The following is a 26,392-nucleotide window of genomic DNA, read 5'->3' as shown; positions in this document are numbered from 1 at the left end:
TGCCGGATCTAGTCGCCGGTCGTGCCGTCGAGCATCTCGCGCAGGATGTCCAGGTGGCCGTTGTGGCGGGCCGTCTCCTCGGTGAGGTGGAGGAGGATCCAGCGCAGGTCGACGTGGAGGCCGTCGCGGACGGCTCGCTGGGCCCGCTTGTCCAGGCTGCTCCCGGCGACCAGTTCGCGGTAGCGGGCGCTCTGTTCGGCGTATTCGTGAAGCAACTGCGCCAGCGGAAAGTCGACGGCGATCCGCATCTCGCGGTCGGGGTCCTCCTCGGTCCAGGGGCCCCGGTCTTCCTCGCCGAGGAAGACCACTTGGAACCAGTAGTACTCGACCCAGCGGAGGTGATTGACCACTCCGCTCAGGGTCATCAGCGGTGAGCCCGGCAAAAGCGCCTTGCATGCGTTCTTAGCGGAGACGCCCTCGCACTTGGCGCGGGCGGTGTCACGTGCGTAGTCCAGGAACGTGGTGAGCTGGGTGCGCTCGTCCCACGCGGGCGGCGTGTCATCGATTCTGGTCATCGCGCGAAGCGTGGCCGATCACCGTGGCCGATGTCGAGGCAATTACCGACAGGCCCGCCCTGCTCCCCCACCTCCTTGTCCGGCAGGTCGCTCCAGCAACTTGGCGCCGGCAAGGCCGCCCGGCATCATCCGCCGGACACCCCCCGTGCTGTCAGTCCTTCCTCGAGCCGGTTCGGTGGGTCTTGGCACAGGACGGGGCTCGCAGGTTCTCGGCCCGGCGTTGTCCTACCCGGGGTGTAGCGTCCGGGCCAAGGTCAGGTTCGTGCTCTGCGGTTGACGAAGGAGCCGGGGATGACGAGGACGACAGGCGAGCCACTGGTGGTGGTCTCCCGGCGTATCGACGCCCCGGCAGGGGACCTCTTCCGGATCCTGGCCGCTCCCGGACGGCACCCGGACATCGACGGCTCGGGCATGCTGCGCGCACGGCCTGGCTCGACGGAACCAGCACGATCACACCTGCCCAGCTGGTGCGCTGCGCCCCGATCCTGCAGATGCCTGAGGATGCACTGCTCACCTGCCTGGGCGGCGGCCGGCATGGTTCTACTGGCCACTGCCTCAACCCGCACCGGACCAGGTCGCCGGCAGCCGCTGACTGGCGGCTCCACACCTGCACCGGCGCCCGCCGGCGGCCGTGCCGCCGCCGTGCCATCACCCCGTGGGCAGGCGACTGGGAAACAGCCCGCACAGCACACGCGCCGAGAAGCGGAGTGGAGCGTGCCCCGCGAACATCTGCCTACTGGCGTGGGGTCTCCGCGCCGTGATGTGAGGTGGAGAAGCTGGTTGGGGGCGGACAGCGCGCACCGGAGCAGACTGGGTGGTACCCGTTCAGGTACCATCCCGGGTACCGTAGGGATATGCCAGCACTCAATGTTGAATTTTCCCCGGAAGAGATGGCCCGACTGCGGGAACGGGCAGCGATCACCGGCAAGAGCCTCAAGCAGCACGCTCACGACGTAATCGTGGATGAGGCCGACCGGCTCGCCTTCGTTGAAGGCGCCGTCGCCGAGGCCGTTCGTGTCCTGCCTGGTGTGGTGGCGCGTTTCCCTGAAGGCCTCCGTTGAGCCCGATCATCCGCGTCGACGTCGGGTGGGTCCTGCAGGTCCAGTCCGCGATCTCCCCGCTCAATGTGCCGATCGCCGACTGGGGCGCCCTCGGGTTCATGGCTGATCGGCACAAATTTGAACGCGAGCGCGACGTCCTCTACTACGAAGAGGTCCCGGCCAGGGCAGCGACATTCCTGCATACAGCGCTGTTGGAGCGCCCCTTCGCCGACTACAACCTGGTCATCGGGTGGGGATGTACCTATCAGTACATGCACCTCTCCGGCCAGCCCGTGCGGGTGAAGGACGAGGAGCTCTACGAGCTGGCACAGACGGTGCGCGCGCAGCAGGCCGACCTCAGAGCGGTCGCGCAGCGCTTGGAGGCCTGGCGAAGCGTCTGACTGCGGCCACCGAGGCAGGCCCCGGCCCCTGAGAGCGTCCCGGGAGCGCTCTTCACCGCGCTGGACGCATTCAGCGCTGCTGAGCAGGCCCGACAGCTCCTGAGCGGATGACGGCCCGCTCCCAGTTCCTGCGCCGAGACCGCGGCGGCGTCGTTCCGCTCCCCCAGATTTGGGTAGCCGGGCACTCGCAGCCCATCCCGTTGGATCCGCCGGCACGCGGAGCGGACGTCCTCACCCTCGTGAATGAGGGACATCTGTACAAGGTCGCCGGGCGTCGTAGCCGCATCGACGACGCTCTCGAACTGGCGGCCGCCGTCAACCGAGGGCCGCTGGCCCCGGCCGTCGCGGGCGCCTGGGCAGCTGTCGAATCGCTGCTGTCACACCCGGACGATCCCAAGTCGGAAAACGAGCGGTCCGGCAAAGCCGTGGCGGCTGACCGGATGGCTGCCATCATTGGCTGTTCCTGGCCGCGCGCTGAGCTGACCGCTCTCGCTCACTGGCACAAGCCTCGTGCCGCGGACGAGCTCGCGAAGAACATCGCGGACTGCGGGATGAACCAGGAGCGCGCCCGCCTCGTCGCGGACGCCCTGCGTGAGCGGGGTGCCGGCGCGCTGGAGGTAGACGACCGAGCCGTCCGCCCAGTCCTGCCGCGCCATGACTGTCGCGTACCGCCACGCGCCGCCCGATCGCACCCACAGTGCTGGGGGGTCGCTCCTGGGCCAGGTCCACACCACGGGTTGCCGCCCGTCCTCCGGGCGCCACGGGCGGGCCGGCTCCGGGATAGTGTCCATGCCCTCGACCGTAAGCGGCCGCGCCGCAGGTCAGGCAGTAGGAGCGACGCAAGGCCTTCCAGCCTTCCAGCCCTCGAGCATCCGCGGCCTCAACCTCTCTCCGCCTGAAAGGTGACGCCGTGTAACCCCGAATCGACCGCCGCTCCCCCACCCTGATCCTGGCCGTTTGCGCTTGGATCGTCGTCTTCGCCCTGGTGCTCCTCGGCTGCGCGGTGGGCCGCGCCCTCGACGACGACGGGGCGGCGAGCTGGCCGGCCACGCGCACCGCGGCGGGCGACTACGTCCCGACCGGTCCGCGGCCGTGCACCCTCCACGGAACCAGCCACAGTGGCACGGGCGCCGCGGGTACCAACAATTCGTCGAGTGCCTGGCACGGCAGCACCCGGCAGTCGGCGAAGACCCCGAAGGCCCCGGCCGCGAAGGCTCCCGTGGCGAAGGTTTCGGCCGCGCCGAAGGCTCCCGCGGTGAAGGCCCGGTCGTGAAGGCGCCGCCCGTGCGCCTGTCGAAGTGACGCGGGAAGGGACCAGCCGATGAGCACCCAACCCAGCGTTGACGCCAAGGCCATCACCCGTGCCCTCGAGGGGATGACGCGGCAATTCGCACGCGTCGCCACCGCCCTCGAGGCCACCACACAGCAACTCCAACGGGTCGCCGACGTCCTGGAGACGCCGCCCGGCGAGGACGTCGCCGAGGTGACCTCCGCCCGGCCCGTCGCCGACGTCTCCGGCCCTCTGTGGATCGGCCCCGACGGCGACCCGCTACGGCGCTGCGGGAACGCGTACGAGACCAAGCACGACGGCGTGGCCAAGTGCCACCGCGGCGTCGACCACCTGGGCGCGCACTGCGGGTTCAGCGAGGCCGGAAGCGAGTACACGTGGCCGAACCAGGGGGAACGCCCCGCGCACCTCGTAGGGCGGCCGCCACGGCGCGCCACAAGCTGCGCCGGGCGTGCACGCTCCGCCGGTCATCACCCAACTGACCGGAAGGACCCTCCCGATGCTGAGCAAGCTCGGACTGTCCCGTCGTGGCCTCGTGGTCCTGGTGGCCGCGGTCGCCGTGGCGTTCGCCGTCGGCGTCCTGATGGGCGGGGCATCGTCGACACGGGGGTGGGCGGCACCCCCGGCCCGCGGTCGACCGTGACGCGTACGCCGACGACCACCCCATCGAAGCCCTCGTCTCCGTCGCCGACGCCGCCTGCGCCGACCAGCGCGGTCCCGACCCCGACCCCGACCCCGACCCCGACCGCGACCCCGAGCGACGTGCCGACCGGTCCCGCCCCGTCCAGCCCGTGCAACATGTTCGATCCCGAATGCTCGAGCGGCTCCGGAGGTGCCGGAGGCACGCAGGGCCCGTAGCCTGGCACCTGGACACACCCACCCGTGCCCCGGCCGTCACCTGACGTCCGGGGCGTACCTCATGTCGGCGTCCGCATGTCGGTGTCCGCCCGTAAGGTGCGGGCATGACCGACTCCGCCCCGCTCAGCGACAGCCAGACCGACCAGCTCGTGACCGCGCTCCGGACCGGTCAGAGCGTGGACGCCGCGGCAACCATCCTGGGCCTGGAGTTGTCCGCGGTGTGGGCCAGGGCGCGCACCGACACCAGGCTGACGATCGCCCTGGCCGGCCGGGACCCCGAGACGGGCGACGAGCGTGCCAGGGTCGCGCGGGCCGAGTACCTGCGGCTCCTGGCGCTCGGCGTGCCGCCGGGCCGGGCGCAGCTGATCTTGGGCTCCGGGCACCCGGGTTCATGGCGCGGTGACGATCCCGCGTTCGCGCAGGCCTGCGACGCGGTCTCCGCGGCGGCCGCGCCGTTCGGGTACACGGGGATGACCCGCCTCACCACGGAACGGGTGGCCCGGTTCCTGCAGGCGCTGAGCCAGCCCGAGACGACGGTCCTCGCGGCCGCGGCCGCCGTAGGGGTCACCCAAGCGGCGATCTACCAGCGGCGAAGGCGCGACGCGGAGTTCGCCGTCGCCATGGACAAGGCGCGGGCCGCTGCCGCCCAGGAGACCAGCCGCGTGTGACGCGGGCGCGGCTGCTTCGTTTGGTCTGGTGGCGCGTCTGGTCCGTGCCCCTCACATGGACCGGCGCGCCACTCGAGGGGCCCCGTCACCCGCGGTGCGGGGCCCCTCCAAGGAGCCGTCACCGTGTCCGGACCACGGTGACCACCCCGTGCCTGGTGCTCCCCGCCAGCACCTCAACGACCGGCCCGTCCACGGCGAGCACCTGGTAGAGATCCCCCTCGAGGGTTCGGCCATGCCTGGCCGCGCTCGAGCCGGCCAGCCGCTCACCGATGCGCGTGGCGGGGACGCTCGTCAGCCACTGTGACAGGGCGACGCTTCCGTCGGGGAGTCGTACGGCCAGGGCGTGCGGGCGGGCTTGCGGGCCGGTGAAGCCAACGACGACCCCGTCGACGGTGTCCGCGTGCCGCTGCTTCCGTCAGATGCGCCGGTTGCCGCGGTACGGGCCCGCCTCGTGCTTCCACACCAGGCCCTCGATGCCCCGATCCCGCAGGACCTCTTACCAGAAGGCTGCGACGTCCCGGTCATTGGTCGCGGGCACGGCCTGCAGGGGCGGCCCCAGGCCCTCGAGGAGCTCGCGGAGCAGCGCGCGTCTTTGTAGGTAGGACAGGTGGCGGGCGTCGCCGTGGTCAGGATGCTGCAGGACGTCGAACGCCGCATACGAGGCGGGGTGGAGCTGGGCGAGCGCTCGAGCACGGGCCGGGCGTGAGGCGCTGCGGGACTGCGCGGCAGAGAAGTCGACGCGGCCGCCGACGTACACAACTGCCTCACCGTCGAGGACCGTGGCGGCGCGGAGTTCCATGGCGGGGACGGCCAGGTCCATCCACTGGCTCGTGACGTCGCGTCCGGCTCGGGTGTGCAGGCGCACCGTGTCTGGCAGACGCCAGATGGCCACCCGGTGACCGTCGAACTTAGCCTCGATCCACCGACCGATGCCTGTGGATGACGCTTGGGAAAATGAAGAAGTGCCTTGTGACCTGCGATGATGGGAGTTCTTCACGCTTCCAGCACGCACAATCAGCAAGGCACTTCCGAGATGCAAGTTTCCCATACGCCAGCGGCGGTCTCCGCTGCGTTCGATGACCCGAATCTGATCGCGTATGCCGGGCTGGTCCCGGTGATGCGGCTGGCCGAGCGGTGTGGTCTGCCGCGACTGGTGACGGAGAAGGTCAAGTTGACCGGGGTGACGAACGGCGCGGGTGCGGCGGCGGACGCGAAGGTCACCAGCATTGTGGCCGGCATGGTCGTGGGTGCGGACAGCATCGACGACCTCGACGTCCTGCGGCACGGTGCGATGCCGACCATGTTCGGCGGCATTCGTGCCCCCTCCACGCTTGGCACTTTCCTGCGCGCGTTCACCCACGGCCATGCCCTCCAACTCCACGCCGTACACAGGAGGTTCCTGGGTGCGCTGGCCGCGCATACCCCACTGCTGCCCGGGGCCGACCAGATGGCGTTCATCGATGTCGACTCCACCCACAAACGCGTATACGGCCGCACCAAGCAGGGCGCCGAGTACGGCCGGTTCAAGGGCATCCGCACCCTGCACCCACTGCTGGCCACGATCTGCACTCCACAGTCCCGGCCGGTGATCGCCGGGGTGCGGATGCGCCGTGGCAAGGCAGCCGACTCCCGCGGCGCCCCGAAGTTCGTCAGTGAGGCCCTGGCTACCGCCGCGGAGGCCGGCTGCACCGGCCTGCGCGTCCTGCGGGCGGACTCCCAGTTCTACAACGCCGGGGTGATCGCCGCCTGCCGCCGGGCCGGCGCCCACTTCTCGATCACCGCCGGCATGAACCCCTCCATCAAGCGGGCCATCCTCGCCATCCCCGACCAGGCATGGCGGCAGATCACCTACCCGACCGCGGTGCCCGACCCCGAGACGGGGGAACTCATCTCGGACGCCGAAGTCGCCGAGATACCCGCCTACACCGCGTTCGCCAGCCGCAAGAAGACGGAGCGGGTCACCGCCCGGCTGATCGTGCGCCGGGTCCGCGACCTGGCCAAACCCGCCACCATCGCCGAGCAGGGCGAGCTCTTCCCCGCCTGGCGCTACCACCCGTTCTTCACCGACAACCCCGCTCCGACGCTCCAGGCGGAGCGGGAACACCGCCACCACGCCGTCATCGAGCAGGTCATCGCCGACAGCAAAGCCTCTGCCATGGCCCACCTGCCGTCCGCGCACTTCCACGCCAACGCCGCCTGGCTGACCCTGTGGGCCATGGCCTACAACCTGCTGCGGGCCACCGGCGCACTGACCTCCGCCTTCCACGCCAAGGCCACCACCGCCACCCTCCGCGCCCACCTGATCCACGTCCCGGCCCGCCTCGCCCGCTCCGCCCGGCGCATCACCCTGCACCTCCCGCACAACTGGCGCTGGCAGCACGCCTGGACACACCTCTTCGACACCGTCCACGCCCCGCCCGAACCCGGCTGACAGTCCCTGCCCACCCCGCCCGCCAGGGCCCGACCGGAACCGAACCGTGGAAAAGCTGAGCAGACCAGCGGATACCACCTGCCCAGACACAGACACCGACCCGAAACCCGCTCAAAAACCGGTCAGAAGATCCATTCCAGGCCACGTCGGTGGATCAAGGCTTAGGCTCCGCCCACCATCCCGACCCCGTAGGTGGGGAGGTCACGGACTCGGCCAGGGCGAGCGGCGCGGGGTACTCCACGAGCCCACCTTGCGCCCGCGTGTTCGATCACGCGCGGCAGCGCGCTCACACCCCCCACTACCGGTAGTTTGGAAGGCGCCGTATGCGGATGGCCGCTGACTGGCGACTCCCTGACCTGGTCCGGTGCGAGGTTGGCGCCGCCGTTCCTCGTGAGTTCCCGCTGCGTTCTCACCGAACGGGCACGCAGCGGGCACGCCCGCCAGCAGTCCTGACTAAGCCCGGATCCACCGGAGAGCCGCTGAGTTGTCGGCGGTTGGTGATGGTTGCTTCCGCGGCCTTGTTGTGGGCTTTGAGGGCATGCGGGATCCGCCGGTCTGCCGGCCTCTCCAAGGTCCTCGGGTCGTAGGGGCGGGGTTGGTGTTCAGCATCGTTGGGGCAGTGCGGTGATGGTCTGGAGGGCCTTGGTGTATGCCTCGGCCCAGGGCCATCGCTCGGGAAGTCGTAGCCGCAGTCGCCGAGCGGTGTGGACCAGGCGGCCTGGGACGGTGAACAGGGTCCGTTTCAGGGTGGTGGCTGTGGCTCGGGTCAGCTCGTGACCTGCGAGGATGCCGATGGCGTGTCCGAGGTTGTGGCCATGACGGCGAGCGCGAGCCAGGCGGCATTGGCCGTGAAGCGCCCCGAGGGCAGGTGGGCCAGACCGGCGGATTTGAGTTCGGCGATGGTCTGCTCGACCACCGCATGCCGCCGGTGGTCGGCCTCCATCTTCACCACGTCGCCTTGGCGGTCGGTGACGAACGCGTGGTGGTCGTAGCTGGTGAACAGGGCCAGTTGTGAGCCGGGAGTGGGGCGGACCCGGCGGACGATCAGCCGGACCGTGAGTGGGGTCTTGGTGTGCGCGAAGCAGGTGTAGGTGGTCTCGGCGACGTCTGCGCCGGAGACCTCCGGGGTGGACAACCAGTACGGGATCGGCCTCCAGGCGTCCTCGGGTATCGCGGCGATGGCTGCCTTGATCTTGGGGTCCTGCCGGACGGTGATCGAGAAGCGGACATCCAGCGTGCGGGCGGTCAGCAGCACGGCTTGGGAGTAGAACGCGGAGTCGGCACGGACGCTGAGAGGGCCCGCTGCTCCGGCGTGTCGGACTCGGCTGACGGTCTCGGTCAGGAAGGACTTGGCGCCGCGGGCTGCCCCGGCGTTGCCGCCGCGCAGACGGCAGAACAGAACCTGGCCAGTCTCGGGGCAGGTGGCCAGCTGCGGGTGGTAGCCGCGGACCTTGGTGTAGCCGAAGGCCGCACCCTGCTTGCCGCGTCCGTAGACCGGGACGATGGTGGAGTCCAGATCGATGGTCAATGGACCGGCAAGGTCCTTCGGCCCGCCGCCGGCTGCCCACAATCGGGCGAGCAGTTCCCGGGACACCGCGTCGAGTTGGCGGATGTTGTGCCAGCGGAACGACCTCAACCAGGTACCCACCGTCGAGGGAGCACGGGTGGCGTTGAACAGCTCTCCCGTCGCGCCGGCCCTCAGCACGCTGGTCCGCTGGCACCATCTCTGCGTGATCGTTTCGCTGGTGTACAAGGTGACCCGGAAGCTTCTGTCCGTACCGGCGGTGCTGCTGCGCCGCAACACCTCCAAGGACGCCGAGCTGCTCGTGCTACGGCACGAGAACGCGGTACTGCGTCGGCAGTTGAAGGGCCCGGTCCGCTACGAGCCCGCGGACCTGTTCTGGTTCGCGGCGCTGTCCGCGCAGATACCCCGGCCGCCTTGGCGCACGGTCTTCCCGGTCACCCCCGGCACGCTCCTGACCTGGCACCGCCGGCACATCGCCGCCAAGTGGGACTACAGCGGGCGGCGCTCGCGAACCGGACGACCGCCAACCAGGGAGGCGATCAGGAAGCTCATCCTTCGTCTGGCACGGGAGAACTCCAGGTGGGGGCACAGGAGGATCCAGGGCGAGCCGGCCCGGCTCGGCCACCCCATCGCCGCCTCCACGGTCTGGGAAATCCTCCACGCCGCGGGCGTCGACCCGGCCCCACGCCGCTCCGGCCCCACCTGGCGCGAGTTCCTCACCACCCAGGCCGAAGGGATCATCGCCTGCGACTTCCTGCACATCGACACCGCGCTGGGCAGCAGGCTGTACGCGCTGGCGTTCCTCGAGCACGGCACCCGCCGGCTGCATATCACCGGCGTCACCGCCCACCCGACCCGGGCCTGGGCCGTCCAACAGGCACGAAATCTCGCCGCCGACCTGGGCACGCGCTTGGAGTCACTGCGGTTCCTGCTGCACCACCGCGATGACACGTACGGCGAGGCCTTCGACGCGGCACTCGCAGCCGAAGAGATGGAGATCCTCAAGAGCGCGCCGCGAGCGCCGCGGATGAATGCCCACTGCGAGAGGATCATCAGTAGCATCCGGCGTGAGGCCCTCGATCACGTCCTCACCATGGGCGAGGCCCACACACGACAGGTCTTGGCCACCTACAAGAAGCACCACAACACGCATCGGCCCCATCGGGCCCGGGATCTGGGCGGTGGAGTCGAGCTGCAGACCGTTGGTGCCGTGCTGGGCGGGGATCTCGAAGCAGTAGGTGCTGGTGGCGGTGGTGTCGCGGTGCGCACGGCCATGCCACCGCCCGGCAGCACGTAGTAGCGGGTTCCCTTCGCACCGCTGGCGGCGGTGCGAAGGGTGAGCTGTCCCCTCCGCGCGGCTCGGTCAGCGGGTCACGCTCAGCGACAGCGCGAACCTCCCGTCCGTGTCCGTCCACCAGTGGGTCAACGCCAGTCTCGCTGCGGCGAGTTCATGACGTATGCCGTCCTTGCGGAACTTCGCCGACACCTCGGTGCGCATTTCCTCGCCGCGTATGAAGTCCACCGCCAGGTCGAGGGTGGGGACCTTCACGGTCTGCGCCCTGAGCGCCCGCAGCCGCATCTCGATCCACTCGTTCTCGGGGTCCCACAGGGCCACATGGGCGAACGCGCCGGGGTCGAAGTCGGCCCCCAGCTCACGGTTGACGACGGTCAGCACGTTCTTGTTGAACTCGGCCGTCACCCCGGCCGCGTCGTCGTACGCCGCCACCAGCACCGACTCGTCCTTGACCAGGTCGGTGCCGAGCAGCAGCGCGTCTTTGGGCGCCAGGAGCGAGCGTACGGACGTCAGGAACGCCGCCCGCTCGTCCGGCACCAGGTTGCCGATCGTGCCGCCCAGGAACGCCACCAGGCGCGGCCCGGGTGTGTCCGGCAGCTCCAGGCCGGCGGTGAAGTCGGCGATGAGCGCGTGGACGTTCAGTCCGGGCCGTTCGGCGATCAGCGCATGGCCGGCCTGGGTGAGCGCGCTCTCGCTCACATCCACCGGCACATAGGTGTCGAGGCCGGTCAGCGCGTCCAGCAGGTACCGGGTCTTCTCGGACGAGCCGGAGCCCAGCTCCACCAGCGTGCGGGCGCCGGTCGCGGACGCGATCTCCCCGGCGCGGTCGATCAGGATCTCGCGCTCGGCGCGCGTGGGGTAGTACTCGGGCAGTTCGGTGATCTTTTCGAACAGGTTGCTGCCGTGAGCGTCGTAGAACCACTTCGGCGGCAGTGTCTTGGGCATGCGGGTGAGGCCGTGGAGCACATCGGCGCGCAGCGCGGCGTCTGTGGCGTCCTCGGGAAGGGTGCGGGTGAGATGGAACGGGCTCACGTGCTCGGCTCCTCGCGTGGTACGGATGCCATGTCGTCGCGGAGATCCTTGAGAGGGGTGAGCAGGACGTCGGTGCGCGTGGCCGCGAGCAGTGTGCGGTCGGGCACCTCCTGCCATTGCGGGTCGTCGTCGTAGGGCTCGGAGGCCACGACGGTGCGGCCGGGCTCGGCCAGGTACCAGAGCGTGTCCCCCCATGCGGTGGCGGCGATCGTCTCCCCGTTGGTGAGCAGCAGGTTGAGCCGGGAGCCGGGGGCCGCCTCGCCGATCTCCAGCACGGTGTCGGCCAGCGCCTGTCCCGCCTCGTCGCCGGTGCGCAGCCGGTTCAGCACGAGCGCCCAGACCAGCGCGGAGTCGGTGCGCGCCTCCAGCGACAGCAACTCGGCGGGCGGCAGGGTGCGGGTGAGGTCCGCGACCGAACGGGGCCAGTCGGTGACGGCCCCGTTGTGGCTGAACAGCCAGCGGCCCGCGGCGAACGGGGCGGCGGCGGCCTCCCCTGCGGCACACCCTTCGGTGGCGTCGCGTACGGCGGCCAGGAACGCGCCGGAGCGCACGACCCGCGCCAGATCGGCGAAGGACGGGTCGCTCCAGATGGGTCCCATCCGGCGGTACCGGGCCGGCACCGGATCGCCGGCGGCGTACCAACCGACCCCGAAGCCGTCGGCGTTGACCGTTCCATAGCGCTGCCTGCGCGGCGCCCACGACTGCCGGTAGAGGCTGTGCTTAGGCTCCATGAGTATCCGGCCGAGGGGCTCCTCAGCGCCGAGAAAAGCCAGATGACGACACATCAGGCATCCCTCGCCGTACGGAATCCGGAGAAGATCTGCCGCCGGATCGGATAGTCCCAGTTGCGGAACGTGCCGCGGCAGGCCACCTGGTCCACGGCGAACGAACCGCCGCGCAGCACCTTGTACTCGGGCCCGAAGAAGACCTCCGAGTACTCCTTGTACGGGAACGCGGTGAACCCCGGGTACGGCAGGAAGTCGCTCGCCGTCCACTCCCACACGTCGCCGATCAACTGCCGTACGCCGAGCGGTGAGGCGCCCGCCGGATAGCTGCCGGCCGGCGCCGGACGCAGATGACGCTGGCCGAGGTTGGCGTGCTCGGGCCCCGGGTCGGCGTCCCCCCACGGGTAGCGGCGGGACCGGCCGGTGTCCGGGTCGTGGCGCGCCGCCTTCTCCCACTCCGTCTCGGTGGGCAGCCGGCGCCCCGCCCAGCGCGCATACGCGTCCGCCTCGTACCAGCACACGTGCAGGACGGGCTCGTCGGGCGGCACCACCTCGGTGGTCCCCAAGCGTCGCCGCAGCCACTGCCCGCCCTCGCGCCGCCAGTACAGCGGGGCCTCGAGGTTGTTGGTGCGGATGTGCGCCCACCCCTCAGGGGTCCACCAGCGCTCTTCGCCGTACCCTCCGTCCTCGATGAACGCCTGGTAGGCGGCGTTCGTGACCGGGGTGGCATCGATGTAGAAGCCGGGGACCAGACGCTCGTGCGCGGGCCGTTCGTTGTCCAGTGCCCATGGCTCGGTCGAGGTGCCCATCGTGAACGGTCCGCCGGGCACGAGGACTTCGCAGGGACCGTCGTACGGCGCCACCGGCTCCGGATCGGGTGCGGTCAGCGCCCCCGGCCCGCGGCGGAGCTGATGGGTGATCAGCATCGTCTCATCGTGCTGCTGTTCGTGCTGGGCGATCATGCCGAAGGCGAAGCCCGCCTCGGTCAGGCGCCGGCCCTCGAACGGCGTGCTCTCCAGCACGTCCAGGGCCCGGCCGCGCACCTCGGCGGCGTACCGCCGGGCCTGCGTGGGCGGCAGCAGCGGGAGGGTGGGCCGCGCGGCGCGCGGGTGCTCGAAGGCGTCGTAGATCCCGTCGATGTCGGGGCGCATGGCCTCGCGTCCCGCGACCGTGCGCAGCAGCCACAGCTCTTCCTGGTTGCCTATGTGCGCGAGGTCCCACACCAGCGGTGACATCAGCGGTGAGTGCTGGGCCATGAGGTCGGGTTCGTCGACACAGGTGGTCAGGAGCGCCGTACGGTCGCGGGCCGTGGTCAGCGCGTCCAGTACACGCTCCCGGAGCTTCTCCGGGTCTGTCGGTGACCGGTCGTCGGTCATGTGCGGATGTCCTTCCCGTGGAACCGGGTGTCCTCCCCGCCGGAACGGGTGTCCTTCCCGTGGAACTGGAGCAGCAGATCGTCGGCGGGGCAGCGGCCCCGGGCCACGTAGCGGTCGGTGAACTCCGCGACCAGGCGCCGCACGCGGGCGGTGGCGCCGAGCCGGGGCAGCGCCTCGGCCGCGGCCGCGAAACAGGCGACGGCGGCCTCGTGCAGCTCGGGGTCGCTGAGACCGTCGCGGGCGGCGGCGACCCACAGCGGATTACACGGAGCCGGAAGTGAACCAGCCCGCTCCGCCAGGGGTTTCACCGTCCGGTAGGCGGTCTCGGCGGCCTGCGGATCGTCGAAGAGCGCGGTCGTCACAGCGAGCGGCACGATCCATCCGTCGTCGCCCGGCTGGGCATCGATCATGCGGAATTCAAGATGCCCGCGGGGCCGTATCGGAGGAAACAGCGTCGTGAGGTGGTAGTCGAGGTCACCGCGGCCCGGCGGGTCCGCGGACCGGGTCCAGTCCCGGAAACTCATACCGTCCGGCACACGCCAGGGGCCGGTCTCGGCCCGGACGCACATCACGGGCGCGTCCATCACATGCCGGGCCCACGCGACCCTAGGGTCGCCGCCGAGGGGCGCAGCGCTGCTGCGCCCCGGTTCCATGGCGGCCCACACGAACTGCCGCGTCGAGCGCCAGCCCGTGGGCCGGCCGCGTGACAGCGGAGAGTGCGCGAACGCGGCGACCAACACCGCGCCCAGCTGGTGCGCCAGCCACCAACGCCGCCCGTGCCCGAGGGGGCCCGGCTCCTCGTATCCGGCGTCCAGGCACACCTGGACGGAGGCGGAGGAGCACATCATGAAACGACCCTCGGGGCCGGTGCGGTCCAGGTACCGCTCCATGGCGTCATAGCGCGGCTCACGAAGGAAGCGGCGTGGAGGGTTCCAGAGATCCTGGCCGTAGCCACTGAGGCCGATATCGGCCTCACACAGCAGCGCGCGGACCGCCTCGAGGTCGGCGGAGACGGCCCCTATGCACTCCATCAGGGAGGCGGCCGGAGCTGAGCTGAGCTCCAGCTGGCCGCCGGGTTCGACGGTGAGCGCCGAACTCAGGGGCAGGGACCGCAGTGCGGCGTAGGCCGCTCGTAGACGTTCGGGTGATACAGGGAGCCACGGTCTCCGCAGCTCGTGGACGAGCCATTCCACCTCGACACCGAGCGAGCGGGGCGGTCCGGTCTTGAAGCAGATGCCGTGTAGCAGGGCCTCAGCGTCGGACTCGGTGATGTACGAGTCGGGATCGGTATGGCCCCCCAAGGCTGTGTAAGCCATGGAAGTCCTCCTTGTTGCTGCTTCGCGGCCGATCCAGGGCAGATGGACCAGCGGTGATCATTTAGGACTGGTGCGACCCTGTGGTCGCCCCCGGGTGCTCAGGGTCGATGAGTTCCGAATACTCGGGGTTGTGCTCGATGAAGGTGCGCACGATCGGACACATGCTGGTGACCGTCTTTCCTTGCGTGCGCACGTCGTCGAGGACGCGTCGGATCAGCTCGGGGGCGATGCCCTGCCCTGTCTGCGGCACTCGGGGAACACTGAGGTGGCCAGCAGCACGAGTCGGTCGTCGCTGGCGACGTTGTAGGGCAGGCCGGCGATCTCGGTGTCGCCGACGATGGCCTCGTAGATGCCGGTTTTCTCGTCGTTGACGACGTAGAAGTCGAACGCAGGGGCGTGGGGATCATCGATCACCTCGTCGATGGGGACGGCCTGGTCCTGACTGAGGGTGCCTTTCCCGTTGGGGTACTCGATGGCGTAGCGGGTCTGTTCGGTTGGCTCGGTCATGGGGGTGTTCCTTCGTTGCTTGCTGGTCCGGGGGTACGCCGGGTGCTTACGGGCGAACGCGGATGATCGTCTTCCCCTTGACCCGCGTGGTCGGGTTGAAAGCGGCAACGGCCTCGTCGAAGTCCGCGACCTGGGCGATGTTCGTCTGCAACCGACCATCCCGGACCCGCTGGACGACCTCACCCAACTGCGTGCGATCGGCCTCGACGACGAAATCGACCGCCAGGCCTTCCTTCGGCTGCACCTCGGGCGGGCCGGCGATCGTCACCAGCCTCCCTCCGGCTCGGACCAGGCCTGCTGACCGCTTGCCGATGTCACCGCCGATCACGTCGAAGACCAGATCGACTCCGCCAATGTCTTCCAGTGCCTCGTTGTCGAGGTCGACGAATTCCTTCGCTCCGAAGTCGAGTGCGGTCTGTCGGTCGGGAGCACGTCCGGTGCCGATGACGTAGGCACCGGCCTCACAGGCGAGTTGCGTCACCATCGAGCCGACGCCACCGGCCGCGCCGTGCACGAGGACGCTCTGCCCCACCTCGAAGCGGCCGTGCACGAACAGCCCCTGCCACGCGGTCAGACCCGAGATCGGCAGGCTCGCGCCCACGGTGAAGTCGACATCCCCTGGAAGCGGCGCGAGGTTACGCGCCTCGATGGCCACGTACTCCGCCAGGGTGCCGTCGCGAGTCCACTCTGCGAGCCCGAACACCCGCTGTCCCACCGACAGGCCCCTCGTACCATAGCCAAGAGCGCTGACCACCCCTGCAACCTCGTGCCCAGGGATCGACGGCGTCCGGTCACGGCCGAGCCGATCGGTCCAGGTCCCCGGCCACGTCAGCTCACCGGGGGTGAATCCCGACGCGTGAACCTCAACGAGAACGTCGTTCCCCGCAGCCTCCGGCTCCGGACGCTCTTCCAGCATCATCCCGGCCGTTCCCGCGGCCTGGTCCGTCACAACAATCGCCTTCATTCGGCACCTCCCTGTATCCAGTCTTTGCCTGCGCGGCATGCACAGTCCGGTCGCAACTGGACGATCAAGTCCATATTAGTACGGAGTCATATCGCCCGGCAGACCGGGCCGGCGGGCTCGATCGTCGTTAGAGCCTTGCCCGGCCACAGCCGCGATGCATCTGCGCGCGACGTCGGCCCCACCCCGTCCATGACGGGAAAGGCCTGTACAGGCTTGGGTTTCTCGCTTCTCATTTGCGTCCTGCAACCGCTGCTCGCTGCTGCGTGCTCCGCCCTGTGGTCCCGATGGGTGCGCCGCTACTTAAGGCGACTGAGTAGGACCTTCACGTCCACATTAGGATGGCAGAGAACCGTTCGACAAGCATCAGCGGATGATCCCGTGTTGCGGCGCTGGTCGGCGGGGTTCGACAGTGCGAGCAATGCGAAGGGGCCCTCCACCTTGATCGTGGACACCGACACTGGATCTTGAGTTCAGGGAGAGGAGTCCCAGGTGGGGACCTACAAGTACTCGGCGGAGTTCCGGGCTGACGCGGTGGCGTTGGCCCGTTCGTCGGGCCGGCCCGTCTCGCGCGTTGCCGCCGAGCTGGGTGTGACCCACGAGACCCTGCGGCAGTGGATCAAGACGGCGGAGAAGGCCGAGCGGCCCGAGGCGGTTGCGGCGTCGGCGAAGGACACGGAGATCGCGGCTTTGCGTCAGCAGCTGCGCGAGGTGGAGATGGAACGTGACATCCTGCGCCGGGCGGCCAAGTATTTTGCGGGCGAGACGAACTGGTGAGCCGCTTCGAGTTCGTTGCCGACCACCGCGGCGCCTACGGCGTGAAGCGGCTGTGCACCGTGTTGAACCTGTCGAGGTCCGGGTTCTACCGGTGGCTGAAGACCGCCCCGGCCCGCGCCGCGAAACAGGCCGCGGACGCCGCACTCACCCAACGGATACGCAAGGTCCACGCAGAGTCCGGAAAGACGTACGGGGCCAAGCGGATCACCGTCGAGCTTCTCGCGGGCGGCGTGGTCGTCAACCGCAAACGTGTCGAACGACTCATGCGCCAACACGGCATCCAGGGAGGAAGGTTGAAACGCCGGCACCGGACCACCATTCCGGACCCCGCCGCCCAGCCGGTGCCCGATCTGCTACGGCGCAACTTCACCGCATCCGCCCCCAACCGGACCTGGATCGGCGACATCACCTAATGGGCCCATCGTCGGCGGGAAGTTCCTGTATCTGGCCACCGTCATCGACGTGTACTCCCGTCGCCTACTGGGCTGGTCGATGGCCGATCACATGCGGGCCGAGCTCGTCACCGACGCGCTCAACGCGGCCGTCCGCACTCGCGGCGGCCAGGTGGACGACGTCATTTTCCACAGCGATCACGGGGCTCAGTACGGGTCGAAGGCGTTCGCCGACGCCTGCCACCGGGCCGGGATCCGCCGGTCCATGGAGCGGTCGGCACCTCCGCGGACAACGCCGCCGCGGAGTCGTTCTTCGCCTCGCTCAAGCGGGAGATCCTGCCCGACCGGCGCGGCTGGCCGACCGAACGAGTCGCCCGGCTCGCAGTCTTCCGCTGGCTCGGGTTCTACAACCACCGGCGCAGGCACCCCACGATCGGCTACCTTGCGCCGGTCGCCTTCGAACAGAGATCAACTACGCTGGCCATCGCTGCATGACAGCCGGTGTCCACGATCAAGGTGGAAGCCCCTGCCGCCTGGGCCCGCCGGAGAGGACACGACCCTTCTCACGTTCGATGTGCAGTCTCAGACCGTCGGCGGCTGGCGAACCTGCAGTACGTCGACTTCGGGAGACGTCGCGAAGGTCTGCACGTAATCGATGGCCGCCTGCAACGCGTCCTTTAGCGGGGTGATGTCCCGAGCGACCTGGGCGAGGAGGCTGCCGCCCTGGAATGCGGAGAGAAGCAGATTGGCCAGCTGCGTCGGATCCGCGTCAGTGCTGATGCGGCCGAGTCGCTGCATGTGCTGGAGCCCGTCGCGGAAAATGTCCCGCCACTGGTCGAACGCACTCGCGAGCTCATCGTGAACGTCAAGGTCGGTCTTGATGATCTCGCTCGCGAGGGAGCCGAGGCTGCAGCCTTCCTGGTAGGCGCGCTCGTAGCCGACGTAGAAATCCGCCCACTCCCGAAACGTGTCGAGATCGTCAAAGGAGGCGAATCGCTCACCGCGATGGAATGCGAGGACGCGATCGGCCTGCCATGCGATCACAGCCAGGACGAGACTCTCCTTGGTCGGGAAGTAGTGGTTGAGCTGTGACCCGCTGACGCCGGCTGCGCGACGGAGCTGCTCGTTGTTCGTCGCGTGGACACCCTTGGTGTAGATGAGTTCCGCGGCGTGCTCCAGGATCCGGGCACGCGTCGCCTGACCCTTGTCCGTGAGCTTGTGAGGCACCCGAGCTCGTGTCGTGGCTTCCATACGTCACACGATACCGCAGAGTGGGCTTGACGGCCCAGTCTCGGGGGTGCTAAACCTGAGGAGTGGGCCGCTAAGCCCAAAAAATGCTCGGCCTGACCTGGGCTCGGCGACTACTCGCACACCTACCGGAGGTTGATCCGCTATGTCACGACTGAACACACCCTCTCTCGACGACGTTCCCGCGGGCACACGAGGCATCCTCGACAACTTCGGCGCACAGCTCGGCTTCATCCCGAACATGTTCAAGACCATCGCGTCGAACCCGACCGTACTTGACGCAGTCGTGACGCTGCAGAGCACCATGAGTCGCGTTCTGGACGCGAAGACGCGGCACACCATCGCGCTCGCGGTCTCGGAGGCCAACGGTTGCCGTTACTGCCTGGCGATGCACACGTACGTATCGTCCGAACTCGGCGGAATGTCGAGCGACGACATCGACCTGGCTCGCGCCGGGAGCTCGGTCGACCCCAAGCGCGCCGCAGTCGCTCGCTTCACTCAACGGGTGGTCGAGAGCCGCGGGCGAGTCAGCGACGCTGACCTCGCGGCTGTGCGCGGCGCCGGCTACACCGACCCGGAGATCTTGGCGATCGTCACGGTCGCAGTACAGGCCCTGCTGACCAATTTTCTCAACAACGTCAACCAGACCGACATCGACATCCCCGCCGCCAGCTCGGTCGGTACGCCCAGTTGAGCGCCCAAACCCCAGAGTGAAGATATGGCGGCCGACCTGTACCTACCGTCGGCCGGACCAAGTGAAGGGATAACCATGAAGGCAAGCGGAGTGTCCGGACCCGATGCGGACGTCGTCCTCCTGGAGGTGCCTGAGCCGCCGGCTCCTGGTGCTGGTCAGCTTCTGCTGGAAGTGGAGACGGCCGGTGTAGGCCCGTGGGACCGGCTGCTGAACGGTGCGGGCTGGGATGTGGGACTGCGTCCGCCGGCGGCGCTGGGTGTTGAGGGCATGGGCCGGGTTGTGGCCGTGGGTCCTGACGTCGAGGGCTTTGCTGTCGGTGACCGGGTGCTTGCGCATGAGGCCCCGTTGCCCGGTGGCAGTGGCTTCTGGGCTGAGCGGGTGCTGATCACTGCGGCGAGTGCCGCGATCTGCCCGGCGGGGCTGGATCCGGTGCAGGCGGGGGCGCTGCCGGTTGCCGGGCTCACGGCGTACCAGTCGTTGGAGGCGCTGAGGCTCAGCCGCGGACAGCGGCTTCTGATCACCAATGGTGGTGGGGCGACCGGTGTGCTGGCGTTGCAGATCGCTGCGGCTCGGGGGATCGAGGTGACGGTGACTGCGTCCGCTTCAGCTGCTGAGCGCCTGCGTGGTCTGGGTGCGCAGGAGGTTGTCGACTACCACGACTCGGATTGGGCGGGTCGGGTTCGTGGTGGGTTCGATGGTGCGCTGATCGCTGCTGGTGGTACCGCGCAGGCCGCGCTGTCGCAGGTGCGGGACGGTGGGCGTCTGGTGTCGCTGACCTCGGACGCGCCGACGGAAGAGCGCGGTATCACCAGCACGGACCTCTACGTCCGGCCTGACGCCGCTCAGCTTACCCATCTGGCGGAGGCGGTCGCGGAAGGGAAGCTGAAGCAGAACGTGGAAGCGCTCCCGTTGAGTGAAGGGCCGGCCGCTTTCGCCCGGGTGTCCGCCGGGCAGGCCGGCGGCAAGAAGATCGTGCTCACCTGAGCACATCCACGACGGGCCGTCGCGTGCGCAGCCGTACCCTCCAGGCGCGGCGCGCATCAGGCGGTCGCGCCGGTTCACGGTTGACACCACAGGGGGAGGCGTCGACCGCCGGTCGGGCTCCGGGCTCCGGGGACACGGTCCCCGGAACGGCCGTCCGCGCGGCTGCGATCACAGACCGGGGCATCGGCGGACAACGGGCGCAACGCGATCGGGAAGCCCGCGCAACAGCGCAGAGCGAGCAGCCAGGGCTTCCGCGGACCAGGCCATCGGCCCGCTGCGCCGCGCACTCGAAAAAGGCTGCGGCGTGACGGCCCAGGAGGGCGCGGCACGCAGACGTGGAAGGAAAGGTTGAAGGAGCGATGGGAATAATCACTGAGGACATGCGGCAGATCGTGACCAGCTCCAAGCTGGCGTTCGTTGCGACGGTCTGCGAGGACGGCTCTCCGAACCTCTCCCCGAAGGGGTCCGTGCGCGTCTACGACGACGATCACCTGGTATTCATGAACATGGCCTCGCCCAATACGGTGGAGAACCTGCGACACAATCCGCGGGTTGAGGTCAACGTGATCGACTTCCTGCTCAGGCGGGGCTACCGCTTCAAGGGAACAGCCGAGATCCGCGGGGAAGGCGACCCGGTGTACGACTGGTCCCGGCAGTGGGTGCTGAACACCCACGGCGATCCCATCTACCCGTGCCACGAGGCCGTACTGATCCGGGTGGACCGGGCGCTGCGGGTGGACTCTCCCGCGTACACGTTCGGGCACGTGAACGAGGACGACCTGAAGCGTGAGTGGGCCGCCAACTACGGTGTGGCATACGTTTGATGCGACATCGAGACGTCTGTCACGCGGGGCCGGACGCAGACCGTGGTCTGCGTCCGGCCCCGCGTGACAGACGTCTTTCCTGTGCCGAGAGGCGTCGTGCAATGTCCGGCTCAGGCCATGGCAATCAGCATGTACCCCATGGTGATACCCGTCGCGCTCTTGTAGCAGGTCTGCGGGACTCTGTCGCCCGATTCATGGGCGGCGTCGCTGAGGCTTCCTGTGGGGCCGGGGATCGAGGTCGAGCCCGGCGAAGTGGGTGCGGAGCGAGGTGCCGTCGGGGCGCACGGTGAGGCGGGCGTCGATGCGGTGGACGTTGATCGCGACGGCTCAGAGCACGCGGGCCAGGACTGTCTTGGCATGGCCTCGCTAAGAGTCATCCCGTATTGGGATGCCACCCGATCAGTTCCCGCGTAGGGGTACCGCCGCTGGTTGCGGTGTTTCCTGCGCGGGCGGCTGTTCCGACGTGGTCCTTGTGCCGCTGATTCGCGGGTCGGGTCTCATTCGGGGTGGGCCGGTGCCGGTCGGGGGTGTTTCGTCGAGCAGAGGCTTGCCGGCCGGGGATTCCCGGACCGTGGGCTGCCGCGTGGGTGCGGCCCCTGCTGGGGCGGCCACCGCGCTGCGGTTGACTCGACAGGGCTTCTTGCAGCCCTGGTGAGAACAAGATCTGTGTGGTGCGGGCCTGGACGGTGTCCAGGCCCGCAGTGCTGGGATCGTCCGGGTTTTGAACCCGGACGTGCGCGGCGAGTGCGGCGGAGACCATGTCGCGGTCGGCGACCAGGCCGCAGGAGGTGCAGGTGTGCGCCCGGTCGGCGAGGCTTTTCCGCACCTGGTCGCCGCACAGGCAGGTCTGGGACAGCTTCGTGGTGAAGGTCGACGCGCGCAGCAGGCGGCCGCTGGTCTTCTCGCATTCTTTGCCGATCGCGGCGATGAGCCGGCCAGGTGTGGTGGCTTGCAGGGCGCGGCCCCACAGCCGGTACCAGGTGCGGATGTCGCAGTCCTCGACGGTCAGGTTGACGCCATGATCGGCAACGATCCGCTCAGCGATTCGCCGTGCGCGGTGGTCTTTCGCGGCGGCCGCAGTGGCCGCGGCCTCGGCGAGCTTCGCCCGGTCAAGGCGGTAGCCGGCCGAGAGGGTGTCCCTGCGGTTTGCCTGTTTGGGGGAGCTTGTCCTTGGCCCAGTCGACCAACTTGCCCGCGTAACCGCCGTCGGCCCACACCAGGGTGATCGTTTCGAAGAGCTCGCGCAGGTGACGCAGGGCAGGACGGGCTCCATCACGGTCCTGCACGCTCGCGGTGGTGACCATCACGACCAGCAGGAGACCGAGACAGTCCGTGATCACGTGGCGTTTGCGGCCTGCCACCTTCTTCCCCGCGTCGTACCCGCGACTGTTGGCGCCGACGGTCTCCGCGGCCCGGACGGACTGCGAGTCGATGATCGCGGCGGTCGGGTCCACTTCCCGATCTTCGTCCTTGCGGACCTGGTCGCGCAGGTCGTTGTGGATCGCGTCGGTGTCACCGTCCTGGTACCAGCGGGTGAAGACCGCGTGCACCGTGCGCCAAGGCGGGAAGTCTGCGGGGAGGTTGCGCCACTTGCAGCCGTTGTCGTCGACGTAGAAGATCGCGTCGATGATCTGACGGCGGCAGTATTCCTCCGGACGGCCGCCGTACCCGTCCAGCCACGCCGGCCAGGGCAGCACTTGCGCGATGACCTGCCACTGTTCGTCGGTCGTGTCGGAGGTGTAGCGACGGGGGCGGACCGGATGGCGGGTTCCGTGCCCCCAGCGACAGGCCACACACGGGCAGTTGTCTTCTCCCATCGGGGTGACAGTGGCAGCAGCGGACGCGTACAACGGCATGACAGGACCTCTTGGTGCGGCTCGGCTTCGACACCGCTGTTGCTACCGAGAGGTCCTGCTCATGCGGACGACTTCGCCGGTTCCGGCCCGCACCGCCCAACGATCAGATTGTTCACAGGCTCTGAGGCCGCTCGTCGAACCACTCCTTCAGCCCATCCCGCAGTTCCTCCAGAAGAGATCCGTAGCCGTAGCGGTGCGGGGTGGAGTCTTGCGTCCACAGGCGTTCCTTGCCGCAGAAGCCGCAAGTTGTGGTGTCCAGCCCGTTCGGGGCCTTGCACGGGCAGCGCCACATCAGGCCTGTGTGGACTGCGGCCTCCATGACGTGCTCTTGTGCGTGCAGGCCAGCGGCCCTGATGAGCCGGGTCACCGTGGAGGTTGCCGCCGCGTGCGAACTGGCCCGCGTGGCGGCCTCGTCGGCGGGCTCGCTGGGAACGAGGTGATGTGCGCGACTTGCTTCGTCGCAGTTGGGTGCCGTTGTATCCATGGCCGCACCGTTGGGAGGCCACCAGTAAGCGGCGCAACCGCAGAGAGCGCGCGCGGGGAGGTCTTCAGTCTTGGGCGCAGGCCTTGCTCTGGTACCTGCGCGAGCTGGCGGGAGAGGCCGAGTACGAGCGCTACTGCGCCGGGCACCAGCGCCGCCACCGGCTGGCACCCGTTCCCAGCCAGCGCGACTACCAGGCCCTTCGGGCGCACCGGGCCGAGAGCGCGCCGCGACGCGGCCGCGCACATGCCGGGGCGGTGCTGTAGACGCGAGATAGAGCGTTGGTAAACGCCGCGATGGAAGCCTGAGACGAACGAGTAGCCCCATGTAAGGAGCGTGATTTGCATGGCCATGGACTTCGAAGGCAGAAAACTAGTCGTGATCGGCGGGGCCAGCGGGATGGGGCTCAAGACTGCTGAGTCCGTCATCGCACAAGGCGGCAGCGCCGTGATCGTCGGCCGTGCGGGCAAGAAGCTCGACGCCGCCGCGGCCTCGCTGTCGCAGGCGGGGCAGGCATGGTCGATCGGCGCCGACCTGTCCGACAAGGACCAAGTCGTCGAGGCGCAGAAGCAGCTGGCGGAGGACCACGCCGACACCACCCTCCTCGTCAACGCGGCAGGGTTCTACCTGCCGAAGCCCTTCCTCGACCACGGGGAAGAGGACTACGACTCCTACCACGACATCAACAGGGCGACCTTCTTCCTGACCCAGACCGCCGTGCGCGCCATGGTGGCCGGCGGCCAGGGCGGCGCCATCGTCAACGTGGGCAGCATGTGGGCCCACCAGGCCATCGCGGCGACACCGTCGTCGGCCTACTCGATGGCCAAGGCGGGCCTGCACGCCCTGACGCACAACCTCGCCATCGAGCTGGCGGGCGAGGGTATCCGGGTCAACGCCGTCGCCCCCGCAGTGACCCGGACGCCCCTGTTCGACAAGGTCTTCCCCTCCGATCAGCTGGACGGCGCGATGGAACAGCTCAGCGGCCTGCATCCGCTCGGCAGGGTCGGCACGCCGGAGGAAGTGGCAGCGGCCATCGTGTTCCTGCTGTCGCCCGCCTCGAGCTGGACCACGGGCGCCGTGCTCAACGTCGACGGCGGAGTCATGGCCGGCCGGAACTAGGCCAAAGAGGCTTCCCCACCTCGCCCGGGCCCATCGCCTTCAAGCGGCTTGACACATCAGCCTCGCGCCTAACTACACGGCATTGGTCTTAGATCGGGCGGGTGCGGCTGTCTTGAGCGGCAGTGGGCCCTGCACCATGGCGGTGCAGGGCCCACTGCCGCTCACGCCATCTCCAGGAGCTGACGGGGTCCGAGTCTAGGTTCGCGCGAAGGAGTCGCTGCTTTGCCACGCGGGCACAATGCGTTGCGCGGCGCAGAGCTCGGACAGGTCGTCACTTGGCTGGCCGGGCAGAAGGAGCACCTTGCCCGTCCCCGGCGGGAAGAACGATGCCAAGTCCAGCAGCGCACCGATGGCGTACCAGACCCCCGCCGGACCTTCCACGCGCGCAGTCGTGGCGGCGGTGACCACGAGTTCGCGAGCAGTGAGGTCGGAGATCTCGACCGGCAGGCTCCGCCCGTGGCTCGTGATGAGGTACCCGGTCACTTCGTGCCCCTGCTCTTGCTGCAGGAACCGCTCGTAGCGGGTGACTAGGTCCCGTCGTTTGGCTTCGAGAGGGGTGACCGGGTCCTCGGGCGGATAGTCCCAGTTCTCTCGGCAAGATGTGGGCTGAAGATTCGGCTCCTGCATCGTCATGACGGTGTCCTCCTAGGGGACCAGTTCGTTGGGAGTTCGCCAGACGAGCAAGGCGGGTTTCAGGGGCAGCGTGCAGGCGTGCCCACCTCGGTTGGTCCGGCGCGCCGAACCTTCTGTCAGGCGCCACCAACTCAGGCAAGCCCATGCCGCGGCTGCTGAGGCCACGACGATGAGAGGCGCGACGCCGGATGCCCCCGTCGATGAGTCCAGAGCGACGGGGACGCCCGGCGCGGCAATGTGTCGCCGCCGTGCTCAGCGGTTTGGCTCCAGGCGGGAGAAGGCGTACCGGTCGGAGGGCCAGATCACCGTGACTGCCGCATGCCTGAGGAATGCGGCCAGGTCCGCATCCGGCTTGCCGGTGAGCAGCAGCGCGAGATCGGGCTGAGGGGTCAGGTATCGCCTCAGGTCCTGGAGTTCCCCAACGGCCGCCCACATGGCGGTTCGTGCCAGGCTGCAGCGGACAGTGAGGAGCTCGTTCCGGCTGGGGTCATGGTGAGCGGATTGCTCCGTCAGGGTTCCAGCCGGGGTGACGCGGTACCGGATCAGTTCGGTGTCGTGAACGGCCCGGAGGTAGCGGGTGTAGTTGGCGAGTAGGTTCGCGGCTGCGGAACGGGGCGGGGTGCGTTGGGCTTCGTGTGGGATCGAGTCCCTTGCAGCGCTCACTTGGGTGGCGGTGTCCGCCACTGGAGAGACACGTGGAAGGCCGCTGGGCGGAGCTGATTCTGGTCGGAGCCGGAAAACGAGACGCCGGGCAATTTCGAGTGGCCTTCGGGGGTCACAAGGCGCGTCGGCCCATACGTAGGGCAGGTTGTCGTCCAGGTGGTAGAGGCCGAGGTAGCGCACTTGGGTGGTGTCGGGTCGTTGGTGAAAGAGGCGGAGAGCTCGGCCCTCGCTGCGGTGCTGCAGGATGGATCCGTTGCCCTGGGTGAGGACTTGATCGGTTCCGTCCGCGCCTCCCTCACCGGTGAAGTGGACGTGCTGGCCCGTCCAGCCGTCGAAGATCCCGGAATGATGGTCCGGAGTCGTGAAGAGGATTACGTTCGGCATCTTGCGTGAGGGGCTGATGCGGGGGTGGATTCGACCGCCATAGCGTGTGTGCAGCTCATCGCGGTCGATCAGCGTATCTGGAGCGAGGCCCCATAGGGGTGCGAGCTGGTGCGTGGGTGACATAGATGCTGTCATGGGGTTCCTCTGGAGCGGATGGGTGGTTGGCCGGCGCCACCCTCGGGCCTCCGCGTGCAAGCCCCGCAAGTCCTCGGCCCTTCACCTCCTGAATGGCAGAGGCGATCTGGCAGAAGCAGCGTCTTGCAAACGCTGGTGCAGGCATCTACGCCGTGGTCAGTCCGCGGGTCGAATCGCTCGTCGGGCCAGTGGTCACACGCCCCCGGGCCCTCCCCCACGGACGAATACTCCGCCCCTGCCCCGGTGACACGGCCTACTGCGGGGC

At 68.9% G+C, this 26,392-nt stretch carries 28 protein-coding genes and 2 pseudogenes; 13 read left to right on the top strand and 17 right to left on the bottom strand.

Translation table 11 applies throughout. The annotated features are described in order from the left end of the window. Positions 1 to 8: 8 nt before the first annotated feature. Positions 9 to 515 carry a DinB family protein gene (locus ACQEXA_RS57205; protein ID WP_432920238.1) on the bottom strand — a complete coding sequence of 169 codons (507 nt, stop codon included), beginning with the start codon at positions 513 to 515 and terminating at the stop codon, positions 9 to 11. A gap of 854 nt (positions 516 to 1,369) precedes the next feature. Between ACQEXA_RS57205 and ACQEXA_RS57200 the strand changes: the two genes are divergently transcribed. Together ACQEXA_RS57200 and ACQEXA_RS57195 are read left to right on the top strand one after the other, a co-directional pair. After that, entirely contained in the window at positions 1,370 to 1,576 is a 207-nt protein-coding gene (locus ACQEXA_RS57200) for a hypothetical protein (protein WP_359412544.1), read from the top strand. After that, a complete protein-coding gene (locus ACQEXA_RS57195; RefSeq protein ID WP_432920240.1) occupies positions 1,573 to 1,956 on the top strand; it encodes a hypothetical protein in 384 nt (127 codons plus the stop codon). Before ACQEXA_RS57200 ends, ACQEXA_RS57195 begins: the two co-directional genes overlap by 4 nt. A 377-nt stretch (positions 1,957 to 2,333) precedes the next feature. Here ACQEXA_RS57195 and ACQEXA_RS57190 read toward each other — a convergent pair whose 3' ends face one another. After that, a complete protein-coding gene (locus ACQEXA_RS57190) occupies positions 2,334 to 2,747 on the bottom strand; it encodes a hypothetical protein (RefSeq protein WP_432920242.1) in 414 nt (137 codons plus the stop codon). A gap of 194 nt (positions 2,748 to 2,941) precedes the next feature. Between ACQEXA_RS57190 and ACQEXA_RS57185 the strand changes: the two genes are divergently transcribed. The 3 genes from ACQEXA_RS57185 (at position 2,942) to ACQEXA_RS57175 (ending at position 4,770) form a co-directional block, all read left to right on the top strand. After that, positions 2,942 to 3,229, top strand: coding sequence for a hypothetical protein (locus tag ACQEXA_RS57185; protein WP_432920244.1), 288 nt, complete (start codon positions 2,942 to 2,944; stop codon positions 3,227 to 3,229). Positions 3,230 to 3,743: 514 nt separating this feature from the next. Next, positions 3,744 to 3,887, top strand: a complete 144-nt coding sequence (locus tag ACQEXA_RS57180) for a hypothetical protein (protein WP_361006143.1) — start codon at positions 3,744 to 3,746, stop codon at positions 3,885 to 3,887. 319 nt (positions 3,888 to 4,206) lie between these two features. After that, the gene (locus ACQEXA_RS57175) at positions 4,207 to 4,770 is read left to right on the top strand and encodes a hypothetical protein (protein ID WP_433134317.1); all 564 of its coding nucleotides are present in this window, start codon (positions 4,207 to 4,209) and stop codon (positions 4,768 to 4,770) included. A 496-nt stretch (positions 4,771 to 5,266) separates the two neighbouring features. Here ACQEXA_RS57175 and ACQEXA_RS57170 read toward each other — a convergent pair whose 3' ends face one another. Next, positions 5,267 to 5,818: a hypothetical protein gene (locus ACQEXA_RS57170; protein WP_433134315.1), complete on the bottom strand. Its 552-nt coding sequence runs from the start codon at positions 5,816 to 5,818 to the stop codon at positions 5,267 to 5,269. On the opposite strand from ACQEXA_RS57170, the gene ACQEXA_RS57165 reads away from it, so the two are divergent. Further along, a complete protein-coding gene (locus ACQEXA_RS57165) occupies positions 5,804 to 7,201 on the top strand; it encodes an IS1380 family transposase (protein WP_433134313.1) in 1,398 nt (465 codons plus the stop codon). The two genes, ACQEXA_RS57170 and ACQEXA_RS57165, sit on opposite strands and share 15 nt — an antisense overlap. A 766-nt stretch (positions 7,202 to 7,967) precedes the next feature. On the opposite strand, the gene ACQEXA_RS57160 is transcribed toward ACQEXA_RS57165, so the two are convergent. Continuing rightward, a complete protein-coding gene (locus tag ACQEXA_RS57160) occupies positions 7,968 to 8,906 on the bottom strand; it encodes an IS1380 family transposase (RefSeq protein WP_433134311.1) in 939 nt (312 codons plus the stop codon). Between the two features lie 25 nt (positions 8,907 to 8,931). Here ACQEXA_RS57160 and ACQEXA_RS57155 point away from each other — a divergent pair, with 25 nt between their 5' ends. Next, positions 8,932 to 10,023, top strand: a complete 1,092-nt coding sequence (locus tag ACQEXA_RS57155) for an integrase core domain-containing protein (RefSeq protein ID WP_433134310.1) — start codon at positions 8,932 to 8,934, stop codon at positions 10,021 to 10,023. A 66-nt stretch (positions 10,024 to 10,089) separates the two neighbouring features. Here the strand turns inward: ACQEXA_RS57155 and egtD are convergent, their stop codons facing one another. The 7 genes and pseudogenes from egtD to ACQEXA_RS57120 form a co-directional block, all read right to left on the bottom strand. Further along, complete coding sequence (gene egtD, locus ACQEXA_RS57150; RefSeq protein ID WP_433132875.1) at positions 10,090 to 11,052, bottom strand: L-histidine N(alpha)-methyltransferase; 963 nt, start codon at positions 11,050 to 11,052, stop codon at positions 10,090 to 10,092. Further along, positions 11,049 to 11,837 (bottom strand): ergothioneine biosynthesis protein EgtC, encoded by a 789-nt coding sequence (egtC, locus tag ACQEXA_RS57145; RefSeq protein WP_432920262.1) that lies wholly within the window; start codon positions 11,835 to 11,837, stop codon positions 11,049 to 11,051. The genes egtD and egtC overlap by 4 nt, the downstream gene beginning before the upstream one ends. Then, complete coding sequence (egtB, locus tag ACQEXA_RS57140; protein WP_432920264.1) at positions 11,837 to 13,153, bottom strand: ergothioneine biosynthesis protein EgtB; 1,317 nt, start codon at positions 13,151 to 13,153, stop codon at positions 11,837 to 11,839. Before egtB ends, egtC begins: the two co-directional genes overlap by 1 nt. Further along, complete coding sequence (egtA, locus tag ACQEXA_RS57135; RefSeq protein WP_432920266.1) at positions 13,150 to 14,469, bottom strand: ergothioneine biosynthesis glutamate--cysteine ligase EgtA; 1,320 nt, start codon at positions 14,467 to 14,469, stop codon at positions 13,150 to 13,152. The genes egtB and egtA overlap by 4 nt, the downstream gene beginning before the upstream one ends. Positions 14,470 to 14,638: 169 nt before the next feature. Then, a pseudogene (locus ACQEXA_RS57130) lies at positions 14,639 to 14,719 on the bottom strand (hypothetical protein); the annotation flags it as partial. Next, positions 14,683 to 14,976 (bottom strand): hypothetical protein, encoded by a 294-nt coding sequence (locus tag ACQEXA_RS57125; RefSeq protein ID WP_361005080.1) that lies wholly within the window; start codon positions 14,974 to 14,976, stop codon positions 14,683 to 14,685. The gene ACQEXA_RS57125 and the pseudogene ACQEXA_RS57130, both read right to left, overlap by 37 nt. Positions 14,977 to 15,022: 46 nt before the next feature. Next, entirely contained in the window at positions 15,023 to 15,940 is a 918-nt protein-coding gene (locus tag ACQEXA_RS57120) for an NADP-dependent oxidoreductase (RefSeq protein WP_432920269.1), read from the bottom strand. 489 nt (positions 15,941 to 16,429) lie between these two features. Here ACQEXA_RS57120 and ACQEXA_RS57115 point away from each other — a divergent pair. After that, positions 16,430 to 17,601: pseudogene (locus tag ACQEXA_RS57115) on the top strand (IS3 family transposase). Positions 17,602 to 17,688: 87 nt separating this feature from the next. On the opposite strand, the gene ACQEXA_RS57110 reads toward ACQEXA_RS57115, so the two are convergent. Next, complete coding sequence (locus tag ACQEXA_RS57110) at positions 17,689 to 18,357, bottom strand: TetR/AcrR family transcriptional regulator (protein ID WP_432920271.1); 669 nt, start codon at positions 18,355 to 18,357, stop codon at positions 17,689 to 17,691. A 238-nt stretch (positions 18,358 to 18,595) separates the two neighbouring features. Between ACQEXA_RS57110 and ACQEXA_RS57105 the strand changes: the two genes are divergently transcribed. The 3 genes from ACQEXA_RS57105 (at position 18,596) to ACQEXA_RS57095 (ending at position 20,856) form a co-directional block, all read left to right on the top strand. Further along, positions 18,596 to 19,048, top strand: a complete 453-nt coding sequence (locus tag ACQEXA_RS57105; protein ID WP_433134308.1) for a carboxymuconolactone decarboxylase family protein — start codon at positions 18,596 to 18,598, stop codon at positions 19,046 to 19,048. Positions 19,049 to 19,072: 24 nt separating this feature from the next. Next, positions 19,073 to 20,032: an NADP-dependent oxidoreductase gene (locus ACQEXA_RS57100; RefSeq protein ID WP_433134306.1), complete on the top strand. Its 960-nt coding sequence runs from the start codon at positions 19,073 to 19,075 to the stop codon at positions 20,030 to 20,032. Between the two features lie 359 nt (positions 20,033 to 20,391). Continuing rightward, positions 20,392 to 20,856, top strand: coding sequence for a pyridoxamine 5'-phosphate oxidase family protein (locus ACQEXA_RS57095; RefSeq protein WP_433134304.1), 465 nt, complete (start codon positions 20,392 to 20,394; stop codon positions 20,854 to 20,856). A 373-nt stretch (positions 20,857 to 21,229) separates the two neighbouring features. Here the strand turns inward: ACQEXA_RS57095 and ACQEXA_RS57090 are convergent, their stop codons facing one another. From ACQEXA_RS57090 to ACQEXA_RS57080, 3 genes are all read right to left on the bottom strand, one after another. Beyond that, on the bottom strand, positions 21,230 to 21,739 hold the full coding sequence (locus tag ACQEXA_RS57090; protein ID WP_433134821.1) for a hypothetical protein: 510 nt from the start codon (positions 21,737 to 21,739) through the stop codon (positions 21,230 to 21,232). A 226-nt stretch (positions 21,740 to 21,965) separates the two neighbouring features. Then, complete coding sequence (locus tag ACQEXA_RS57085) at positions 21,966 to 22,673, bottom strand: IS5 family transposase (protein ID WP_433134302.1); 708 nt, start codon at positions 22,671 to 22,673, stop codon at positions 21,966 to 21,968. 151 nt (positions 22,674 to 22,824) lie between these two features. Continuing rightward, a complete protein-coding gene (locus ACQEXA_RS57080) occupies positions 22,825 to 23,196 on the bottom strand; it encodes a hypothetical protein (protein ID WP_433134842.1) in 372 nt (123 codons plus the stop codon). Between ACQEXA_RS57080 and ACQEXA_RS57075 the strand changes: the two genes are divergently transcribed. Continuing rightward, positions 23,154 to 23,459, top strand: coding sequence for a CstA-like transporter-associated (seleno)protein (locus ACQEXA_RS57075; protein ID WP_432920313.1), 306 nt, complete (start codon positions 23,154 to 23,156; stop codon positions 23,457 to 23,459). The genes ACQEXA_RS57080 and ACQEXA_RS57075 overlap by 43 nt on opposite strands. A gap of 79 nt (positions 23,460 to 23,538) precedes the next feature. Then, entirely contained in the window at positions 23,539 to 24,312 is a 774-nt protein-coding gene (locus tag ACQEXA_RS57070; protein ID WP_432920311.1) for an SDR family NAD(P)-dependent oxidoreductase, read from the top strand. Between the two features lie 195 nt (positions 24,313 to 24,507). Here the strand turns inward: ACQEXA_RS57070 and ACQEXA_RS57065 are convergent, their stop codons facing one another. Next, positions 24,508 to 24,945: a hypothetical protein gene (locus tag ACQEXA_RS57065; RefSeq protein WP_433134300.1), complete on the bottom strand. Its 438-nt coding sequence runs from the start codon at positions 24,943 to 24,945 to the stop codon at positions 24,508 to 24,510. Between the two features lie 252 nt (positions 24,946 to 25,197). After that, on the bottom strand, positions 25,198 to 25,608 hold the full coding sequence (locus tag ACQEXA_RS57060; protein ID WP_433134298.1) for a hypothetical protein: 411 nt from the start codon (positions 25,606 to 25,608) through the stop codon (positions 25,198 to 25,200). Between the last annotated feature and the right edge of the window lie 784 nt (positions 25,609 to 26,392).

Origin of the sequence: Streptomyces sp. CA-106110, assembly GCF_050936285.1 — a bacterium.
Taxonomy (GTDB): Bacteria; Actinomycetota; Actinomycetes; order Streptomycetales; family Streptomycetaceae; genus Streptomyces.
This window is presented reverse-complemented; position numbering and strand designations above follow the sequence as displayed.

What these genes read in the sequence shown, in the direction of transcription:
- ACQEXA_RS57190 (WP_432920242.1), bottom strand. Translation starts at nt 2,747, where the DNA reads ATGGACACTATCCCGGAGCCGGCCCGCCCGTGGCGCCCGGAGGACGGG.
- ACQEXA_RS57120 (WP_432920269.1), bottom strand. Translation starts at nt 15,940, where the DNA reads ATGAAGGCGATTGTTGTGACGGACCAGGCCGCGGGAACGGCCGGGATG.
- ACQEXA_RS57175 (WP_433134317.1), top strand. Translation starts at nt 4,207, where the DNA reads ATGACCGACTCCGCCCCGCTCAGCGACAGCCAGACCGACCAGCTCGTG.
- egtA (WP_432920266.1), bottom strand. Translation starts at nt 14,469, where the DNA reads ATGGCTTACACAGCCTTGGGGGGCCATACCGATCCCGACTCGTACATC.
- ACQEXA_RS57100 (WP_433134306.1), top strand. Translation starts at nt 19,073, where the DNA reads ATGGCGGCCGACCTGTACCTACCGTCGGCCGGACCAAGTGAAGGGATA.
- ACQEXA_RS57105 (WP_433134308.1), top strand. Translation starts at nt 18,596, where the DNA reads ATGTTCAAGACCATCGCGTCGAACCCGACCGTACTTGACGCAGTCGTG.
- ACQEXA_RS57180 (WP_361006143.1), top strand. Translation starts at nt 3,744, where the DNA reads ATGCTGAGCAAGCTCGGACTGTCCCGTCGTGGCCTCGTGGTCCTGGTG.
- ACQEXA_RS57095 (WP_433134304.1), top strand. Translation starts at nt 20,392, where the DNA reads ATGGGAATAATCACTGAGGACATGCGGCAGATCGTGACCAGCTCCAAG.
- ACQEXA_RS57165 (WP_433134313.1), top strand. Translation starts at nt 5,804, where the DNA reads ATGCAAGTTTCCCATACGCCAGCGGCGGTCTCCGCTGCGTTCGATGAC.
- ACQEXA_RS57065 (WP_433134300.1), bottom strand. Translation starts at nt 24,945, where the DNA reads ATGACGATGCAGGAGCCGAATCTTCAGCCCACATCTTGCCGAGAGAAC.
- ACQEXA_RS57205 (WP_432920238.1), bottom strand. Translation starts at nt 515, where the DNA reads ATGACCAGAATCGATGACACGCCGCCCGCGTGGGACGAGCGCACCCAG.
- ACQEXA_RS57200 (WP_359412544.1), top strand. Translation starts at nt 1,370, where the DNA reads ATGCCAGCACTCAATGTTGAATTTTCCCCGGAAGAGATGGCCCGACTG.
- ACQEXA_RS57080 (WP_433134842.1), bottom strand. Translation starts at nt 23,196, where the DNA reads ATGGATACAACGGCACCCAACTGCGACGAAGCAAGTCGCGCACATCAC.
- ACQEXA_RS57110 (WP_432920271.1), bottom strand. Translation starts at nt 18,357, where the DNA reads ATGGAAGCCACGACACGAGCTCGGGTGCCTCACAAGCTCACGGACAAG.
- ACQEXA_RS57125 (WP_361005080.1), bottom strand. Translation starts at nt 14,976, where the DNA reads ATGACCGAGCCAACCGAACAGACCCGCTACGCCATCGAGTACCCCAAC.
- ACQEXA_RS57070 (WP_432920311.1), top strand. Translation starts at nt 23,539, where the DNA reads ATGGCCATGGACTTCGAAGGCAGAAAACTAGTCGTGATCGGCGGGGCC.
- ACQEXA_RS57170 (WP_433134315.1), bottom strand. Translation starts at nt 5,818, where the DNA reads ATGGGAAACTTGCATCTCGGAAGTGCCTTGCTGATTGTGCGTGCTGGA.
- egtB (WP_432920264.1), bottom strand. Translation starts at nt 13,153, where the DNA reads ATGACCGACGACCGGTCACCGACAGACCCGGAGAAGCTCCGGGAGCGT.
- ACQEXA_RS57085 (WP_433134302.1), bottom strand. Translation starts at nt 22,673, where the DNA reads ATGGGAGAAGACAACTGCCCGTGTGTGGCCTGTCGCTGGGGGCACGGA.
- egtC (WP_432920262.1), bottom strand. Translation starts at nt 11,837, where the DNA reads ATGTGTCGTCATCTGGCTTTTCTCGGCGCTGAGGAGCCCCTCGGCCGG.